The 17,277-nt window shown below is 61.6% G+C and carries 16 protein-coding genes; 14 read left to right on the forward strand and 2 right to left on the reverse strand.

Annotation, left to right across the window (positions count from 1 at the left end):
- The first annotated feature begins 2 nt into the window (after positions 1-2).
- Both Q0X21_RS03500 and Q0X21_RS03505 read left to right on the forward strand, forming a co-directional pair.
- Positions 3-1,493, forward strand: a complete 1,491-nt coding sequence (locus tag Q0X21_RS03500; RefSeq protein WP_297850357.1) for an alpha/beta hydrolase family protein — start codon at positions 3-5, stop codon at positions 1,491-1,493.
- A gap of 99 nt (positions 1,494-1,592) precedes the next feature.
- Positions 1,593-2,654: an HNH endonuclease signature motif containing protein gene (locus tag Q0X21_RS03505; RefSeq protein ID WP_297850358.1), complete on the forward strand. Its 1,062-nt coding sequence runs from the start codon at positions 1,593-1,595 to the stop codon at positions 2,652-2,654.
- Between the two features lie 112 nt (positions 2,655-2,766).
- Here Q0X21_RS03505 and Q0X21_RS03510 read toward each other — a convergent pair whose 3' ends face one another.
- Positions 2,767-2,889 carry a hypothetical protein gene (locus Q0X21_RS03510; protein ID WP_297850359.1) on the reverse strand — a complete coding sequence of 41 codons (123 nt, stop codon included), beginning with the start codon at positions 2,887-2,889 and terminating at the stop codon, positions 2,767-2,769.
- A 414-nt stretch (positions 2,890-3,303) separates the two neighbouring features.
- Here Q0X21_RS03510 and Q0X21_RS03515 point away from each other — a divergent pair, with 414 nt between their 5' ends.
- From Q0X21_RS03515 to Q0X21_RS03570, 12 genes are all read left to right on the forward strand, one after another.
- Positions 3,304-4,458 carry an alpha/beta hydrolase family protein gene (locus tag Q0X21_RS03515; protein WP_297850360.1) on the forward strand — a complete coding sequence of 385 codons (1,155 nt, stop codon included), beginning with the start codon at positions 3,304-3,306 and terminating at the stop codon, positions 4,456-4,458.
- Between the two features lie 61 nt (positions 4,459-4,519).
- A complete protein-coding gene (locus Q0X21_RS03520) occupies positions 4,520-6,502 on the forward strand; it encodes a prolyl oligopeptidase family protein (RefSeq protein WP_297850361.1) in 1,983 nt (660 codons plus the stop codon).
- Between the two features lie 76 nt (positions 6,503-6,578).
- Positions 6,579-7,232, forward strand: a complete 654-nt coding sequence (locus Q0X21_RS03525) for a copper chaperone PCu(A)C (protein WP_297850362.1) — start codon at positions 6,579-6,581, stop codon at positions 7,230-7,232.
- A 65-nt stretch (positions 7,233-7,297) separates the two neighbouring features.
- On the forward strand, positions 7,298-8,566 hold the full coding sequence (locus Q0X21_RS03530) for a Dyp-type peroxidase (protein WP_297850363.1): 1,269 nt from the start codon (positions 7,298-7,300) through the stop codon (positions 8,564-8,566).
- Positions 8,567-8,635: 69 nt separating this feature from the next.
- Positions 8,636-9,892: a hypothetical protein gene (locus tag Q0X21_RS03535; RefSeq protein WP_297850364.1), complete on the forward strand. Its 1,257-nt coding sequence runs from the start codon at positions 8,636-8,638 to the stop codon at positions 9,890-9,892.
- Between the two features lie 97 nt (positions 9,893-9,989).
- Complete coding sequence (rfbB, locus tag Q0X21_RS03540) at positions 9,990-10,973, forward strand: dTDP-glucose 4,6-dehydratase (RefSeq protein ID WP_297850401.1); 984 nt, start codon at positions 9,990-9,992, stop codon at positions 10,971-10,973.
- Between the two features lie 10 nt (positions 10,974-10,983).
- Positions 10,984-12,318 carry a sugar nucleotide-binding protein gene (locus Q0X21_RS03545; protein WP_297850365.1) on the forward strand — a complete coding sequence of 445 codons (1,335 nt, stop codon included), beginning with the start codon at positions 10,984-10,986 and terminating at the stop codon, positions 12,316-12,318.
- A 14-nt stretch (positions 12,319-12,332) separates the two neighbouring features.
- A complete protein-coding gene (gene rfbA, locus Q0X21_RS03550; protein WP_297850366.1) occupies positions 12,333-13,202 on the forward strand; it encodes a glucose-1-phosphate thymidylyltransferase RfbA in 870 nt (289 codons plus the stop codon).
- The gene (locus Q0X21_RS03555; protein ID WP_297850367.1) at positions 13,199-14,011 is read left to right on the forward strand and encodes a glycosyltransferase; all 813 of its coding nucleotides are present in this window, start codon (positions 13,199-13,201) and stop codon (positions 14,009-14,011) included. The genes rfbA and Q0X21_RS03555 overlap by 4 nt, the downstream gene beginning before the upstream one ends.
- 10 nt (positions 14,012-14,021) lie before the next feature.
- Positions 14,022-14,723 carry a glycosyltransferase family 2 protein gene (locus Q0X21_RS03560; protein WP_297850368.1) on the forward strand — a complete coding sequence of 234 codons (702 nt, stop codon included), beginning with the start codon at positions 14,022-14,024 and terminating at the stop codon, positions 14,721-14,723.
- On the forward strand, positions 14,720-15,085 hold the full coding sequence (locus Q0X21_RS03565; RefSeq protein WP_297850370.1) for a DUF2304 domain-containing protein: 366 nt from the start codon (positions 14,720-14,722) through the stop codon (positions 15,083-15,085). The genes Q0X21_RS03560 and Q0X21_RS03565 overlap by 4 nt, the downstream gene beginning before the upstream one ends.
- 27 nt (positions 15,086-15,112) lie before the next feature.
- The gene (locus Q0X21_RS03570) at positions 15,113-15,997 is read left to right on the forward strand and encodes a thioredoxin domain-containing protein (RefSeq protein WP_297850371.1); all 885 of its coding nucleotides are present in this window, start codon (positions 15,113-15,115) and stop codon (positions 15,995-15,997) included.
- 215 nt (positions 15,998-16,212) lie between these two features.
- On the opposite strand, the gene Q0X21_RS03575 is transcribed toward Q0X21_RS03570, so the two are convergent.
- On the reverse strand, positions 16,213-17,061 hold the full coding sequence (locus Q0X21_RS03575) for a GDSL-type esterase/lipase family protein (RefSeq protein WP_297850372.1): 849 nt from the start codon (positions 17,059-17,061) through the stop codon (positions 16,213-16,215).
- Positions 17,062-17,277: the final 216 nt, after the last annotated feature.

The raw sequence follows: 17,277 nt of genomic DNA on the forward strand, positions 1-17,277 counted from the left end.
CAATGAAGCTCTCCCGCCCCGTCATCGCCTCCGCTGCTGCGATCGCGATCGCCGCCGGATCGCTATCTGCCGCCAACGTGGTCAACGCCGAAGACAAGGCACCGCTTGACGACGTCGCCGTCGCCCCCGCCGAAGCGCCCACGCCGGCGGAAGAGCCCGCACCGGCCGAAGAGCCTGCAGACGAGGCCACCAACACTGAGACCGCTGACGTTGCTGAAGCGCCTGAGGCTCCTGCCCCGGTTGGCGCCACCGCCGACGGTGCAGCTGCACCTTCCGATGTCGACTCCGCCGTCAACGGCTTGCTCCAGCAGGGCGATGTCGACCCCGAAATCGAAGCTCTTGCCCAAACCGAGCCCGAGCACAACACTGAGCCGACCGAGATCGCTGACATGCGCCGAATCAACGGCCGGGCCGATGCACCGCGCAAGGTCTACGGCAACACCAAAGAAGCTCAGGGTTGGTACGGCCAGAAGAATGTCGAAGGCTGGTACGTCCAGTCCAAGTCGATGGAGCGCGAAATCCCCGTTGCACTGATCCGCGCCACCGACGCCGATGGCAACCGCGTCGATAATGCCCCGACCCTCTACCTCCTCAACGGCGCTGGCGGCGCTGAGCAGGACTCCGACTGGGTCAGCCCCGGCCGGGCCAACGAGTTCTACGCCGGCAAGGGCGTCAACGTTGTCATCCCGATGGAAGGCGCATTCTCCTACTACGTTGACTGGCTCACCGACGGCGAGACCCTCAAGTCAAAGTCCCGCTACTTCAAGGGCAAGCAGATGTGGACGACCTTCCTCGGCGAGGAGCTCCCGCCTGCCGTCGAAAACGAGCTCAACGCGAACGAGGAGAAGCGAGGCGTGCTCGGCTTCTCCATGTCCGCCACCTCGTCCCTCCTGCTCGCTGAGCACTTCCCCGGGCGTTACGCCGCAGTCGCTTCCTTCTCCGGTTGCGCCGCCACCTCCACCCCACTTCCGTGGGCATTCGCAGCGCTGACCGTGAACCGTGCAGCCGATACCCCCACCTACACGTCCATCACTCCCGCCCACATCTGGGGCCCGATGGGCAGCCCGTACAACCGCTACAACGATGCACTCGTCAACGCCGAGAAGCTCCGTGGCAGCAAAATCTACATCTCTAACGGCTCCGGCACCGGATCGCAGTCCGACATGATCGGGTTGAACCGCAACACTGACAATATTGACTGGGCCAAAGCCATCAGTGGATCTATGACCACCACCGTCGAAGGTGGCGTCATCGAAGCAGCCACGAACTCCTGCACCCACGACCTGCGCGCCAAGCTCAAGGCCAACAACATTCCGGCGCACTACGAGTTCCGCAAGGCCGGTACCCACTCCTGGGGTGTCTGGTACGCCGACCGTAACCGGTCCTGGAACACCACCTTCGGCCCCGCATTCTTCGGCGAGGGCAACTTTGTCAAGGCCCAAGAATTCAGCACGACAAGCCCGACTTGGAACGCTGACGACTCCAGCAGCTAAACACCCATGAGGCACCTCCCCTGTGGATAGTTTTGAGTTATCCACAGGGGTTTTGTTGTGCGCTTTTCTTGGGGCCCTCGTCGGTTTAGGTTTTGGGGCATGACACCTTTTACCGCGATGTTGGCCCCGCTTGGTGGGCCGCTTGATGCCCTGGCGCATTTTGACCGCCAGGAAGCCATCGATGCTGGCATCGATCCGGTCGCGGTAGACAAATGGGCCGAGCTTCACACGGTGTATTTCGGTGCGACGCGTGCGACGCGTAAGCAAGCCCAAGCTCTTCGTATTGCGCGTTCGACGTCGAAGTCGTTGGATCAGCTGGTGTTTATTGAGCAGCAGGTCAAAAAGGCCAAGGATCCGTGGAAGACGCGTTTGGCCCTGTTGTCGGTGGAGGGGAACTACGCGACGTTGAAGCGTCGTGCGAAAGACATCGTGGAGGTCCCGGAGAAGCCTGCCCCGAAAACGTCGGTGCGGTTTACCAAATCGCGTAAAGGTAAGCGGTCGTTTACAGCTACCGGTTCCGAGCGTGATATCGCTGCCCTTGAACACGCCCTGCGCCAGAACCTGGATGCCACCCGGCCGGAGGGTCCGCAGATGTATGAGGCGTTTGCCCGCCTGCTGCGTTCTGGTGGTGGGGTGGCCTTAGCGGTGCCGCGGCCGTTGGTGGTCGTCCCGCTGGCAGATCATATTTCCATCCTCGGTGGCCGCGGCGATGAAACAATTCTTGGGTTGTCGGATGGCACCACGATGACCGGTGCGGAATACCTTGCGCAGCTTCATGGTGCTGAGCTTGAGGTGGCACTGTTCCACCCGGCGGAAGGTGCGGTGAACCTGTACCGCACCCAACGCTTCGCCAACAGCAAGCAAAGAGACCTAGCCCGAGCAACACTCACGACGTGTCCGGTGCCAGGGTGCCGGCATGCTGCGGATCATTGCGAAATCCACCACATCACTGCCTGGAGCCGTGGTGGTGAGACGAATATGGCCAATTTGGCGCCGGTGTGTAGGTATCACAACCGCACCAATGATGATGACCCATGGCGCACACACCGCGGGCGCATACGAAGACGACGCGGAAGCCCAATCTGGGTATCACCACGCGGAAAACCGGTACCGAATACCACCCACCGGTACGGAGCCATGCACCTACTCTTCGGAAGCTAGCACAACGCTGCCCAAAAAACTCACCCGCCCACACAAGACGCCAACACAAACACACCCAAAACAAAAACCGGACGCTACAACGGCGTCCGGTGATGAAGCGATGGCTGGGGTCTTAGAACATGCCCAGGCCGAGAGCGATCGTCGAAGAAGTTGACGAAAGCTGGTGCAGAATCCCACCGAGGAACTCGTTGAATGCCAGCTGTGCCTGCTCGATCGGGTGAAGCGGATTTGCCATGAGGGATCAGTCCTTTTCTGTAATTTTCGGTTCACGCTATCTTTCGCGCTTATCGACGCCCTCGTTACGCCACCAGCTTCCGCCCGACGTTCCGCGCGCCTCAGCAGGATCAAAACACACGTATTCTCGCGCGCTTTGTGTGTCCCGCAACGCACACCGGATCGTAACATGTTTAACTCTATTAACAACTGAGATGGTTTTTTCGGTTGTGCAGCAGCTAGGCCACCGATAAAGTCAAGTCCGTTCCAAGGTTTCTCCATGTAGTTACGGGCAGTGAAGCATTGCGGTAACGCATCGCATGATCGCAACGAAAGACTGCAGTGAAACCACCTTGTTGGAACTGTTTCGACTGTGCGGCTTCGCTGCTTAGTTGAAAAACCATATTTAGCTTTCCCGGCTTGAAGGAATGTTGACATGAAGCTCTTCCGCTCCGTCGTTGCAGTCGCCACTGCCACGGCTCTCACTTTCGGCGCAGCGTCTGCAGTCGCACCTGCAGTTGCTGACGCTGCCCCGGTCAATGCTCGCCAGGCGGCCGGCAATGCACCGGTCGGAACGGTAAAGAATTGGAACACCCACCCAGCGCCGACTGCCGTCATCACAGGCAAGACCGCTGAGTGGGTCAAGCAAGTCGACCACAATAAGGTCTGGGCTTTCTGGGTGAGCTCCCCGTCGATGGGCCGCGATATTCCGGTAGCCGTTATCCCGGCGCGCAATGCGCAGGGCCAGCTGGTCAAGAACGCCCCGACGATTTACCTTCTCAACGGCGCAGGCGGCGCGGAGCAGAATTCTGACTGGCTAAGCTACGCCGAAACTCAGAAGTTCTACGAGAAGAAAGGCGTGAACGTCGTCATCCCGATGGAGGGCGCGTTCTCCTACTACACGGACTGGCTGCACACCCCGAAGGCGGAGTACTTCCGTGGACCGCAGAAGTGGGAAACCTTCCTGACGAAGGAGTTGCCGGGCCCGATCGAGAATCGCCTCGGCGCGGATAACCGTCGCGCAATCGTCGGTTTCTCCATGTCGGGCACCTCCGCGCTCGTGCTGCCGGAAAAGGTCCAGGGCTTCTACGACGCAGCAGCTAGCTTCTCCGGCTGCGCAGCTACCTCGACCCCGGCGCCGTACAATTTCGCTCGCCTGACGGTTAACCGTGGTGCGGGCTCTGCCGCCAATTTCCAGACGGTCACCCCGGAGCAGATGTGGGGCCCGATGGGCAGCCCGTACAACCGTGCGAATGACGCATTGGTCAACGCCAACAAGTTGCGCGGCACGAAGCTGTACATCTCCACCGCCACCGGTCTCGCCGCGAAGGAAGACATGGTCGGCTACATCGCTTCCCAGGGTTATTCCCAGGCGGCAGCATCCGGCGCGGCGCTCACGCTGCAGGTCGAAGGTGGCGTTATCGAGGCTGCGATCAACTCCTGCAACCACGATCTTCGCGCGAAGCTGACCAAGCTGAACATTCCAGCGCACTACGAGTTCCGCAACACCGGCACACACTCCTGGCCGGTGTGGCGCAAGGACCTGGAGAATTCCTGGTACAAGACCATCAAGCCAGCATTCAACATGTAGCTAGCGCTTCCACACCACGATCGGGCATACTCGCCCCACTCTCAGCGATAGGGTGGCGGGTATGCCCGATTTCTCTATCGACCCAGCTTTACTCGACGACATCGACGGCGACGCCGCGCTCACATGGGCCGCGGCCTGGTCGAACGAGACAGAGCAACGCACAGCAGCCTCCCGCGACACAGCTCGCTTATCGACGCACATCCGCTCCCTCCTCGACACCGACTCCCGCATCCCTTACGTGTCTCGGCGCGGCGATTACCTGTACAACTTCTGGCGCGACCAGGAGCACCCACGGGGGTTGTGGCGTCGCACCACCACGGATGCCTATCTGGAAAATGAGGGGTGGGAGGTGCTGTTGGACGTCGATAAGCTTGCTGCCGATGAGGGCGAAGACTGGGTGTTCAAAGGTGCCTCCGTGCATCCTCTCGCGGGCGACCGTGCGCTCATCCGCCTCTCGCGCGGCGGCGCAGACGCGGTAGTCGTACGCGAATTCGACCTGGCCACCCGCAAATTCGACGGGTTCGAAATCCCCGAAGCGAAAACCGACACGAGCTGGGTCGACCGCGACACCCTACTCGTCGGCACGGACCTTGGCGGCGACTCACTGACCACCTCCGGCTACCCCGTCGAAGTGCGCCTGTGGCGACGCGGCACCACGCTTGCCGACGCCCCCGTCCAATTCCGCGGCGACCGCAACGACGTCGCCGTTGGCGCACACTACGACCCCACCCCCGGGCACGAACGCACCATCTTCACCCGCGCGCTCGACTTCTACAACCAACGCACCTTCATCGACGACACGCTTATCGACGTCCCCACCGACACCACCCCCATCCCCCACCGCCAGTGGCTCTTCCTGCTCCCCCGCACCGAATTCGCAGGCCTTAACCCAGGCGAACTGGGCGTGATCGAGCTCGACCGCTTCCTCGCCGGCGACCGCGACGTGCACACCCTGGTGAGCGGGACCGCCGTTGAGAACATCTCTTTCACCGCATCGAGCGTTCTTGTGACCACCCTCGACGATGTTGCGACGCGAATCAGCTCATTCGACCTGGGCACATGGGAACGCACAGAGGTCGAGCTGCCGGACGCCGCGACAGCTCACGTCGTTTCCACCAGCCCGCTCGACGGCGATGAGGTGTGGATCAACAGCTCTTCCTTCACCACACCATCGACGCTGCTGCGAAACGGCGAGGTCGCGCGACGTGCGCCGTCGCTTTTCGACGCCTCCACCCTCCAAACCCGCCAACACTGGGCTACCTCTGCCGACGGAACGAAAATCCCCTACTTCATCACCGGCGATTTCTCCCGCCTCTCCACTCCTGACGCCCCTGGCGGTGGCCCACGCCCCACTCTCGTCGGCGGATACGGCGGCTTCGAAGTTTCGCTGACTCCCAGCTATTCCGCGGTCCGCGGTGCCGCCTGGCTGGAGCGCGGCTATTTCTACGTCCAACCCAACCTGCGCGGAGGTGGCGAATTCGGGCCTGAGTGGCACTCGCAGGCAGTGAAAACGAACCGGCACAAGGTATGGGAAGACCATCGCGCGGTTCTCGAAGATCTCGTGGCTCGCGGCTACACCACCCCTGCCCAGCTGGGTATTCGCGGCGGATCCAACGGTGGGCTTCTCACGTCCGGCGCGCTCGTCCAGTACCCGGAACTGTTCGGGGCAGCTGTCATCCAGGTGCCACTAACCGACATGCTGCGCTACCACACCCTTTCCGCCGGCGCGTCTTGGATGGCTGAGTACGGCGACCCCGACGACCCGGAGGAACGGGCGGCGATCGAGACGTGGTCACCGCTGCACAACATCGCGCCCGCATCCAACGCGACGTACCCGCCGGCACTCGTGACCACCTCAACTCGCGACGACCGCGTCCACCCCGCCCACGCACGTACCTTCGCACTTGCCCTCGCGAAGGCAGGCCACCCCGTCAACTACTTCGAGAACACCGTCGGAGGACACGCAGGCGCCGCCGACAATGAGCAGGTCGCACGAGTTGAAGCACTCATTTACAGCTGGCTCGACATTCACATCGGAGACTGACGGGGAACCGACGGGAACTATCCAACACCAACTTCCGACTACCCCTGAAACACAACTTTTCACGAAAGGGACCCCCATGCACAAGAAGATCAGCGCTCTCGCAGCGACCGTCTTCGCCTCCACCCTCGTCTTGGCAGGTTGCTCCAGCGACGGCAACGGTGACACCAAGGCTGCCGACACCACTGAAGCCACCGCCGCAACCACCGGCGAAACTGCTGCCGAAACTGCCACCGAGCAGAGTTCGTCTGCCCTCACCCTGACTGATGGCTACTGCCGCGCCAAAGCCGCCGACTCCGACATGACGGCTTGCTTCGGGACCCTGAAGAACACCTCTAACGAAGACATCACCGTCGAGTCCTTCAGCGCACCAGAACTTGAGGGCGCATCCGCTGAGCTCCACGAGGTTGTCGACGGCATGATGCGCCAGAAGGAAGGTGGCTTCACCATTCCCGCCGGCGGATCCCAGGAGCTCATGCCGGGTGGCGAGCACCTGATGATCATGAATTACCCCGACCCGATCGAAGCAGGCGACACCCTGAAGTTCACCCTGTCACTGAGCGACGGTACGGAGATCACCTCCGAATTCCCAGTCCGCGAGCAGCCGTCCGGCGAAGAGGACTACGGCGATCTCGACCACGCAGGCCACGGCGACCACGCGGGCCACGGCGAGCACGCAGACCACGGCGAGCAGGGCGAAGAGGCCGAACACAGCGATCACGCTGCACACTAGAGCTGCCGACACCCCCGCCAGCGACGAGTAACGAATAACGACTAACGAGCACAGAAAGCGAAACCGTGAATAACAGCGTCTCAGAGTCAACCGACATCGAAGCCCCAACTGGCTCTTCTCGCCGCCAGTTCCTGCGTGGCGTCGGGGTGGCCGGGGCTGCTACCGCGGTGGCGGCGGGGGCGAGTGCGTGTGCGGGGGAAGAGGGGGGCGTCGATAAGCCTGCTGATGCGTGGCCCGGCCAAGGAACCTCGGACCATAATGCGACGGTGGCGTTTGATGGGCCGCATCAGGCGGGAATCGCGACGCCGGAGCAGTCGTTTTGCAAGCTGATCGCGTTCAATCTCAAGGGTGATCGAGAGTCGACGGACGATGTCATCCGTCTCATGCGGTTGTGGACCGACGATGCGCGCCGCATGTGCAGTGGCCGTGCGGGACTCGCTGATCTCGAGCCGGAAAATCTGCGCTCGACCGCAAATCTCACGATCACAGTGGGTTTCGGTCGCAGCTTGCTGGACAAACTCGGCCTCGACGGGCAAGCCCCTGAATGGCTCGATGACCTGCCGAAATATAGTCGCGACGAGCTCCGCGAAGAATGGTCCGGCGGCGATATCTGCCTGCAGATCTGCGCGGACGACCGCTTCACGGTCGCGCACGCCGCACGCTTCATGGTCAAAGGCGCACGCACGTACACCGACGTCGCGTGGGTCCAGGACGGCTTCCTGCACGCACGCGGCTCGATCGAACCGGGTGAAACGCCGCGCAACCTTTTCGGCCAGCTCGACGGCACGGGCAACCCGAGCGTCGAAGAATTCGACGACGTTGTCTGGATCGACGAGGGCCCCGCATGGTTGCAGGGAGGTGCGGCGATGGTGGTGCGTCGAGTAGCAATGCTTCTCGACGAATGGGATATCCTCGACCGCCCCTCCCGCGAAGTCGTCGCTGGTAGACGCCTTGACAACGGTGCCCCTCTCACTGGCTCCGAAGAATTCGACGAACCCGACCTGGAGGCACGCGACGAATACGGCCTGCCCGTCATCGATCCGAAATCGCACCTCGCGCGCGCGAAGTCGAAGGACCCCGCCGAACGCATCTTCCGCCGGCCATACAACTACGACATGCCGCCCGGCCCCGACACACGCGGAACGTCCAACTCGGGACAGATGTTCATCTGCTTCCAAAAGAACCCGCTGCGCCAATTCGACCCCATTCAAAAACGGCTTGACGACGTCGACCGCCTCAACGAATGGATCACCCACATCGGCTCCGCCGTCTTCGCCATCCCCCACGGCACTGCCGACGGCGAGTATTGGGGCCAGGACCTCTTCGAGGCCTGAACCATCTTGTAGCTCTCGAGACTCTTGTAGCTCTTCCCTTCTTGCAGCGGCGGGTAGAGTTACGCATCGATGAAATCCCTGTCTTTCGCGACTCTATTCGCAGCACTCTCCGGCTTCGTGGTGCTGTGGGTCGCGTCGTGGACGCTCGATGCTGCCACCCAGATGCCACTGTTCCAGGCGTACTGGAGCTTATTCTTCGCATCCGCCGGGTTCATTGACGGCATCACCCAAGAAACCACCCGCGCGGTGGCCAGCTCGCGCGAATCAGGTGCGCGCGGAACCGCGAATCCGTGGCGCCTCGGCGGGATCGCCGCAGCCGTAGTGGCAGCGGGGACCTTGGCTGTCGGCGTGCTCACCATGAGCCACTTCATACCGCCGAACCCACAGCTGGCTACCGGGCTGCTCATTTTCGGCCTGGCCAGCTATGTTTTCCAGGCAATTCTCTCTGGCATCTTGAGTGGTGCGCGACTGTGGAACCAGTACGCCAGCCTCGTCGCACTGGATTCTGGAATCCGTCTCGTTCTCGCAGGAATCGCCTGGTGGGCAGGCTGGGGGCTGCCTGCTTTCTTGGCCATTACCGTCATCGGTGCTGCGTCGTGGCTGGTCATTCTCGGGGCGTCTTCTCAATCACGGGAACAGATCCGCGCCACCCTCGACGTCGACCGCGCGATATTTGTGCATCGCGTGATGTCGGCAGTCGTCGCGACGGGCGCATCAGCTCTTCTGATCACTGGTTTTCCGGCGATGACCACCTTCGTTTTCGCAGCTAAACCCGAGATCAGTGGTGGCGCAGCCGTCGCCGCGATCAATCAGGCGGTGTTGCTTACCCGCGCTCCGGTGCTGGTGCCGTTGCAACGTTTCCAATCGGCACTGGTGGTGCGTTTCGTGGAGCAGCGTGAACGTATCTATTCTTCGCTCGCTGTACCCATCGGCGCGATCTTGAGTGTCGGTGCGCTCGGCTTCGTCGCAGCGTGGCTTATCGGACCGTGGATCCTACGGGCGTTTTTCCCGCCGGAGCTCTTCGTCCCGGGTGTGCCACTTGGCCTGCTGACTTTCGCTTCCGCGATCATGGGCGCACTGATCATCACGGGTACGGCGGTGCTGGCCTTGGAAAAGCACGCGTGGTACGTCGCCGGCTGGGTCACTGGCGCGGTCGCTGCTTTCGGGCTGCTTTTCGCGCTGCCGGAGGCACTCGGCACGGACGTGACGGCAACGGTGATTCTCGCGCTCACTGTCGGCCCGCTCGTCGGCGCGGCGGTCCACCTTACTGGTTTGCGTCCCCGCAGGTCGCCGGAGCTGCACAGCGAAGCACGCCGCACGGGCTAGCATGACCCCCATGACCCACGCAGGACACGCAGGACACGCAGCACACGCGACAGACCCGACAACGCAAACCTCGCCGACAAGCCACCAGCAGCAGACGATGCTCGTGACCGGCGGCGCTGGTTTCATCGGCGCGAATTTCGTGCGGATGGTGGCTCGCCGCCAGCCGGAGACGAAGATCGTGGTGCTGGACGCGTTGACGTACGCGGGTAACGCGGAGAATCTGGCTGGCCTCGACGAAGGCAGGGTTGAGCTGGTCAGGGGGAGAATCGAGGATCAGGTGCTCGTCGATAAGCTGTGCGCGGATGCGGACACGGTGGTGCACTTCGCGGCGGAGTCGCATAACGACAATTCGTTGCGGGACCCCTCGCCTTTCGTGCAGACGAATCTGGTGGGCACGTTCACGTTGTTGGAGGCGGTGCGTAGTCACGGCAATCGGTTCCACCACATCTCTACGGACGAGGTCTTCGGCGACCTCGCCCTCGACGAGGCAACGCGGTTCACGGAGGAGACTCCGTATCACCCGTCGTCGCCGTATTCTGCGACGAAGGCTGGGTCGGATCATTTGGTGCGCGCGTGGGTGCGCTCGTTTGGAATTGATGCGACGATTTCGAATTGCTCGAATAATTTCGGTCCGTATCAGCATGTGGAGAAGTTCATTCCGCGGCAGATCACGAACCTGTTGACGGGCCGTCCGGCAAAGTTGTACGGCACGGGTGAGCAGGTGCGCGACTGGATTCATGTGGATGACCACAATGACGCGGTGCTGGCAATCCTGGAGCGTGGCCGAAAAGGCGAGACGTACAACATCGGCGCCGACGGTGAGCATTCGAATAAGGAGATCATTGAGCTGATCTGCGAGTTGATGGGCGGCGAGTATAAGCATGTCGCGGACCGCCCGGGGCACGATCAGCGGTACGCGATGGACGCGTCGAAACTCGCACGTGAGCTCGGCTGGCGGCCGCAGACACGCTCGATGCGCGAAGGCGTGGAGCAGACGATCGCGTGGTACCGCGACAACGAGGCGTGGTGGCGCGACGCGAAGGATGCTGTTGAGCAGGGCTACGCCGCGCGCGGCCAGTAAGGTGGCGGGCATGACGGCTACGCGCATCGAAGGGCTCACTGTCCATCAGCTCACGGTTCATGGGGATAACCGCGGGTGGTTCAAGGAGAATTGGGCTGGCACGCCGCCGCTGCGCGTGGAGCAGAACAACGTGAGCTTCAATGCGTCGCGCGGTGCGACGCGGGGGATGCATGCGGAGCCGTGGGATAAGTACGTTTCGGTCGCCACGGGTCGGGTGTACGGCGCGTGGGTGGACATGCGCGAAGGTTCGCCGACGTATGGCGAGAAATTCGGTTGCGAGATCGGCCCCGATACGGCGGTGTTCGTGCCGCGTGGGGTGGCGAATGGTTTCCAGGCGCTCGAGGACGCCACGACCTATATATATCTGTGCAATGCGCGCTGGTCGCCGGACGCGCAGTACGCGTTCTGCTCGTACAAGGAGATCGACTGGCCGCTCGAGCCCACGGAAGTTTCCGCAAAAGACGAGCAGCACCCACCGCTTATCGACGCCTCCCCCGTCCCTCCCCGTCGCCCCCTCGTCCTCGGGGCGAATGGTCAGTTGGGCTGTGCTTTGCAGGGGATCTTGCCAGGTGCGGAATTCTGCGGGCACTCCGATTTCGACCTGACGTGGCCGGTGGAGAAGATGTTGGAAGGCCGGGACTGGTCGCAGTATTCGGCAATCATCAATGCGGCGGCATTCAACGACGTCAACGGGGCTGAAACAGCGGAAGGTAGGACCGCTGCGTGGGAGGTCAACGCGCTCGGCCCTGCGAAGCTGGCGCAGGTGGCTAACCGGTTCGACCTGACGCTTGTGAATGTCTCCACCGATTACGTCTTTGATGGGACGGTGGCAGAGCACACTGAGGGGGAGGTGCCGAGTCCGTTGGGGGTGTATGGGGCGTCGAAAAGCGCGGGAGAAGCGGCAGCTGCAGCAGCGGTGAAGCACTATGTTGTGCGCACGAGCTGGGTGTTCGGCGATGGTGGCAATTTCATGGCCACGATGGAGCGGCTCGCGCGCGAAGGTGTGTCGCCGAAAGTGGTCAACGATCAGCGCGGACGTCCGACGTGGGCTGAGGACCTGGCGAAGGGAATCGTGCACCTGCTCGATGTCGGTGCGGAATATGGGATTTACAACATCACCTCTAGAGGCGATGCGGCGACGCGCGATGAGATCGCCATGGCTGTTTTCGTCGCAGCTGGCGGCGACCCCGCTGATGTACACCCGGTGAGCTCTGCGGACTACCAGGCCGAATTCGGCCCTGAAGCGCCACGGCCTGCGGAGTCGACGCTGACGTTGGACAAGATCGAGGCGACCGGCTTCACGCCGACGAACTGGCGCGTGGCACTCGCCTTGTATGTGGGGTAGCTAGAATCCCAACCATGAAAGGCATCATTCTCGCCGGCGGGTCGGGCACGCGGCTGTACCCGATTACAAAGGGCATCTCGAAGCAGCTGATGCCGGTTTATGACAAGCCGATGATTTACTACCCGCTGTCCACGCTGATCAGTGCGGGGATTCGGGAAATTTTGATCATCACAACGCCCGAGGATCAGGACGCATTCAAGCGCCTGCTTGGCGACGGCTCCGCTTGGGGCCTCATGATCGATTACGCCGTCCAGCCCTCCCCCGACGGACTCGCCCAGGCTTTCATCATCGGTGAGGATTTCATCGGCGATGATTCCGTGGCGCTCGTGCTTGGCGACAATATCTTCGAAGGCGCTGAACTCTCCCGCCTGATGGGCGAAGCCTACGACCCAACCGGCGGCGCTATTTTCGCTTATGAGGTCTCCGACCCAGAGCGTTACGGCGTGGTCAGCTTCGATGAATTCGGCACCGCCACCGCCATCGAGGAAAAACCAGCGGACCCGCGGTCGAATTTCGCGGTGGTGGGGCTATATTTCTATGACAACGACGTGGTGGAGATCGCTAAGACCATCACCCCGTCTGAGCGCGGGGAACTAGAAATCACCAGCGTCAACGACGCCTATCTGCAGCGCGGTGACCTCAAGGTACACCGCCTCCACCGCGGGGACGTGTGGTTGGACACCGGCACCATCGACTCGATGAGCGAGGCCAGCTCATATGTCGAGGTGATCCAGAAGCGCACCGGCACCATCATCGGTTCACCTGAGGTCGCAGCATTCCGCCAGGGCTTTATCGATGCAGCTGCACTCGAGAAACTTGCCGAACCAATGCTGAAATCCGGCTACGGCCAGTACCTTCTCGACGCAGCCCGGGAGCGCGCATGACCACCCACCTACAACCCGGCGCGGTGACAGTTCTCATGTCGGTCTACCGCAACACCACGGCCGCTGAGCTCAAGTACGCCTTGGACAGCATCAGCGCCCAAACACGCCCGCCGGAGCGGGTGCTGGTGGTGAAGGATGGGCCGGTGGAAGGGGACGTCGATAAGCTGCTTGAAACTGTGGACACCCTGACTTTGCCCGAAAACCGAGGGCTCGGCATCGCGTTGCGCGAGGGCTTGGCGGCGGTAGACACCGAATTTGTCGCGCGCCTCGACTCCGATGATGCGGCCTTCCCGCAGCGACTGGAAAAGCAACTCGCGTTCATGGCCGCGCACCCCGAGATCGCCGTAGTGGGCACGGCCATGCAGGAATTCGACGGCGACACCCTCGGCGGCGTGCGACGCCTACCCGAAACCCACGATGCGCTCGCGCGCTACGCGAAGATCAACTCACCGTTGAACCACCCGTCGGTGCTCATGCGCACCGCTGACGTGCGTGAAGTCGGCGGGTACCAGCCCATGCACAACATGGAGGACTACGACCTCTGGGCACGCCTCATCGCCGACGGGAAGAAGCTGCACAACCTACCGGAACCGCTGACCTACTTCCGGGTCAACGATGCCCAAATGAAGCGCCGCACCACCCCCGAAACACGACGCGCAGAACGCGAAATGCAACGCGCGCTCGTACGATACGAGCTGGTCTCACGCCCACGAGCCGTAATGAATTACGCCGTGCGCAACCTCTACCGCGCACTTCCCTTGGGTGCGATGCGGCGCGTATACGCCAGTCTTTTTCACCGCGGGGACTAAAGTCTCGTTCATGACTTCGCAGCGCGCCTTCGACGACACGTGGCTCGTCGTACCCTGCTACAACGAAGGCCCCGTCATCGGGGATGTTCTGCGTCACGCACTGCAAACTTTCCCCAATATTATCGCGGTCAATGACGGCTCCGCCGATAATTCCGCAGCTGAAATTCACGCCGCTGGTGCGCACCTGGTCAACCACCCAGTCAACCTCGGCCAAGGCGCGGCGATCCAGACTGGCGTGGAATATGCGCGGGCGCAGCCAGGGGCGAAATACTTTGTCACCTTCGACGCCGACGGGCAGCACCAGGTCAAAGACGTCGTTCGCATGGTGGAGCGTCTGCGCACGGAACCGGTAGACATCGTCGTAGGCACACGCTTCGCCGACGGGGCTGCCACCGACAACGTCCCGTGGCTTAAGCGTGTCGTGCTGAAAACTGTCGTGTTCCTTTCACCGCGTAACCGCAAGCTCGGGCTTACCGACGCCCACAACGGCCTCCGCGCCTTCAACTCCCTTGTCGCCAACGAGATGAATATCCGGATGAACGGCATGTCTCATGCTTCGGAAATCGTCGCCATGATGGACAAGCAAAACTGGCGTGTGGCGGAAGAACCCGTGGATATCCTCTACACGGATTACTCCATGTCCAAGGGCCAGTCACTGGTCAACGGCGTGAATATTCTTGCCGACGGACTCGTCGCACGGAGGCTCCCATGATCCAGATCCTGCTCCTGCTCGCCGCATTCGCGCTCGTGCTGTACTTCTTCACCAACCGCAAGAAGGCCAATGCCAAAGCGTGGGTAAAGCTCGGATTTGTCCTGTTTGTGCTGGCTGCCGTGTGGGCGATTCTGCGGCCTGACGACGTCACCGTCCTGGCCAACTGGCTCGGCGTTGCCCGCGGCACCGACTTGATGCTGTACACGCTGATCATCGCGTTCTTCTTCACCACCATCTCCACGTGGGTGCGTTTCCGCGAGCAGGAATTGCGCTACGCCCGACTCGCCCGCGCAGTGGCGTTGCAGAATGCGGTCCGGCCAGCACCAGATGCGCCAAGCACCCCAGCCCAGGAGAATTCCTAAAACCCCAGCGCGCTAGACTTGTCCCCCATGAGCGCGACGTCGACTGAGGCCAATAAGAACAACGACCACAACCGCAGCGGTGCAAAGATCCCGCCTTTAATGTGGGCTTTCACTGCTGTGCTGGCGTTGGGCACGGGTGTGGGTGGCTACATCATTGGTGAGAACCATGGTTACGAGCGTGCGGTGGATGCGTTGGCTGCGGGCGAGCTTCCGGGCGAGGAAGATTCCGCACCGGTGACGGAGATCCCAAAGGATGCCACCCCGGGCACGGATTTCACTGAGGCGAAGGCTTCGGAGGAGGCCGCCATGATTCACGGCCCTGGTTCGGAGATCACGTCGCGGGAGGAGATTTCTAATTCGGCGCGTCGTGACGCGAATGATCCGTTCGCGATCGGTGCTGTCGACGCTCCTGTCGTGATCGCGGAATTCACTGACTGGGATTGTCCGTTCTGTATCCGCCATGCAGTGGAAACGGAGCCGGACTTGATCAAGGAATATGTCGAGCCGGGTTACGTGCGCATTGAGTGGAATGACATGCCGATCAATGGCGAGGCTGCTCACAATGCGGCACGTGCTGGTCGCGCTGCCGCGGAGCAGGGCAAGTTCAAAGAGTACAAGGATGCTTATTTCGCGGAGGCCCGTAACGCGGAGGGCCACCCGGGCTTCGGTCTTGAGGACTTCGTGCGGTTCGCCGAGGAGGCGGGCGTGCCGGACATGGATAAATTCCGCGAGGATGCGCAGAGCGATAAGTACGACAAGGCCCTCGAGGAGTCGCTCGATTATGCCCAGGGGCTCGGTATCACCGGCACCCCTGGGTTCATCGTGAACAACGAGTTCATTGGTGGTGCACTGCCGATCGATGATTTCCGCAAGGTCATCAACGGCGAGCTACAGAAGACCATCTCAAACTAGCGCGCTTATCGACGCCGCCAGCGCCACCCCAGCCCTAGTACCCGCGCCGAATCCACTCTTAGAAGTGCGGTGCTTCGGAGCCAATGGTGGTGTTGTCGCCGTGGCCGGTGCGCACGATGTCCGTGACCTCTACCTCTGCGCCCTTTCGCGGGCGATAACGCCTGTTACTGTCTATTGCTCGGTATTTGTCATTCCCGAGCCGAGGGAAACCTGCTCTAGGACGCTGCGACGATGCCTGCAATGCGGTTGTGACCGCGTTGCGTTACGTGGATCGGCGCGTTGCCTGGACCTGCGTAGAAGTCGATGAGACCAGCGAATTCGCGGTCTTCATCTCGCGCGCACATGCCGTGCTTCGCGGTACCTGGCTTCAGGTCAACGAACTGGGTGCCGGTTGCACGCGCAAGGTCGACGTTCATCCACTGCGCGAGGTTCTCCCAGTAAGCGACTTCCGGCATCGGGGTCGCGTCGTACATATTCGGACCAATGTGGAAGAGGCAGACGCGGTCGCCGCCCGTGATGGTCGGGTAGCCGACAATCTGGATGCGCGCATTCGGCGCAGCGCGACGGATCTTCTCTACCTGTGGGCGCATGTAGTTCACGTAGTCGCGGCGCACCTTCTTGGGGTCTTCGCCACGGTGGTTGTACGTGTCGTTGAAGCCTGTCTGCAAGATGACTCGTTTGGTGCCGCGGTCTAGGCCGCCGCGTTCGCGTACTGCGCGGTTGATTTGAGCGGAGATATTCGGACCGCGGGAAATGCTGACGGCACCCGGGCACGAGTAGTCACGCGGCTGGAGGCCGAGGCGGCGTGCGGCTTGCTTGCCAAAGTTATTGCCGCTGGTCGGGCACCAGCGTGCTGGATCGGATTTGCCGTTGGGGTGTAGGCCAACGCGGGCGCCGAGGTATTCGATGGAATGAGCATCCGCGGTGACAGAGTCGCCAAAGATGACCATGTTGCCGTTTTGCGCTTCAGCGCTTGGGGTAGCTGGTCCGGCGATGACACCGGCTCCCATTAAGGCTGCGACGACGAGGCCGGTCACGCGGCGGCGGGTTCGGTTGAACATCATCTCTCAACTTTCTTGGGTTCCGTGGTGGATGTTTTCACGTACTTCTGAAGCGTGTCCGCAATGGAGGGTAAGTTTTACGGTGCTTCATAGTTGTGTCGTCGGTTACATTACGCCGAATGTTACATCAACAACTACCCCACCAGTCACAATTTTCACATTGTTAACCCAGGTGAAACTTTTAACCTGCACGAATAACGAAATATCCCCCTCGAAACG

The sequence above is a fragment of the uncultured Corynebacterium sp. genome, from assembly GCF_947253065.1.
Classification (GTDB): Bacteria; Actinomycetota; Actinomycetes; order Mycobacteriales; family Mycobacteriaceae; genus Corynebacterium.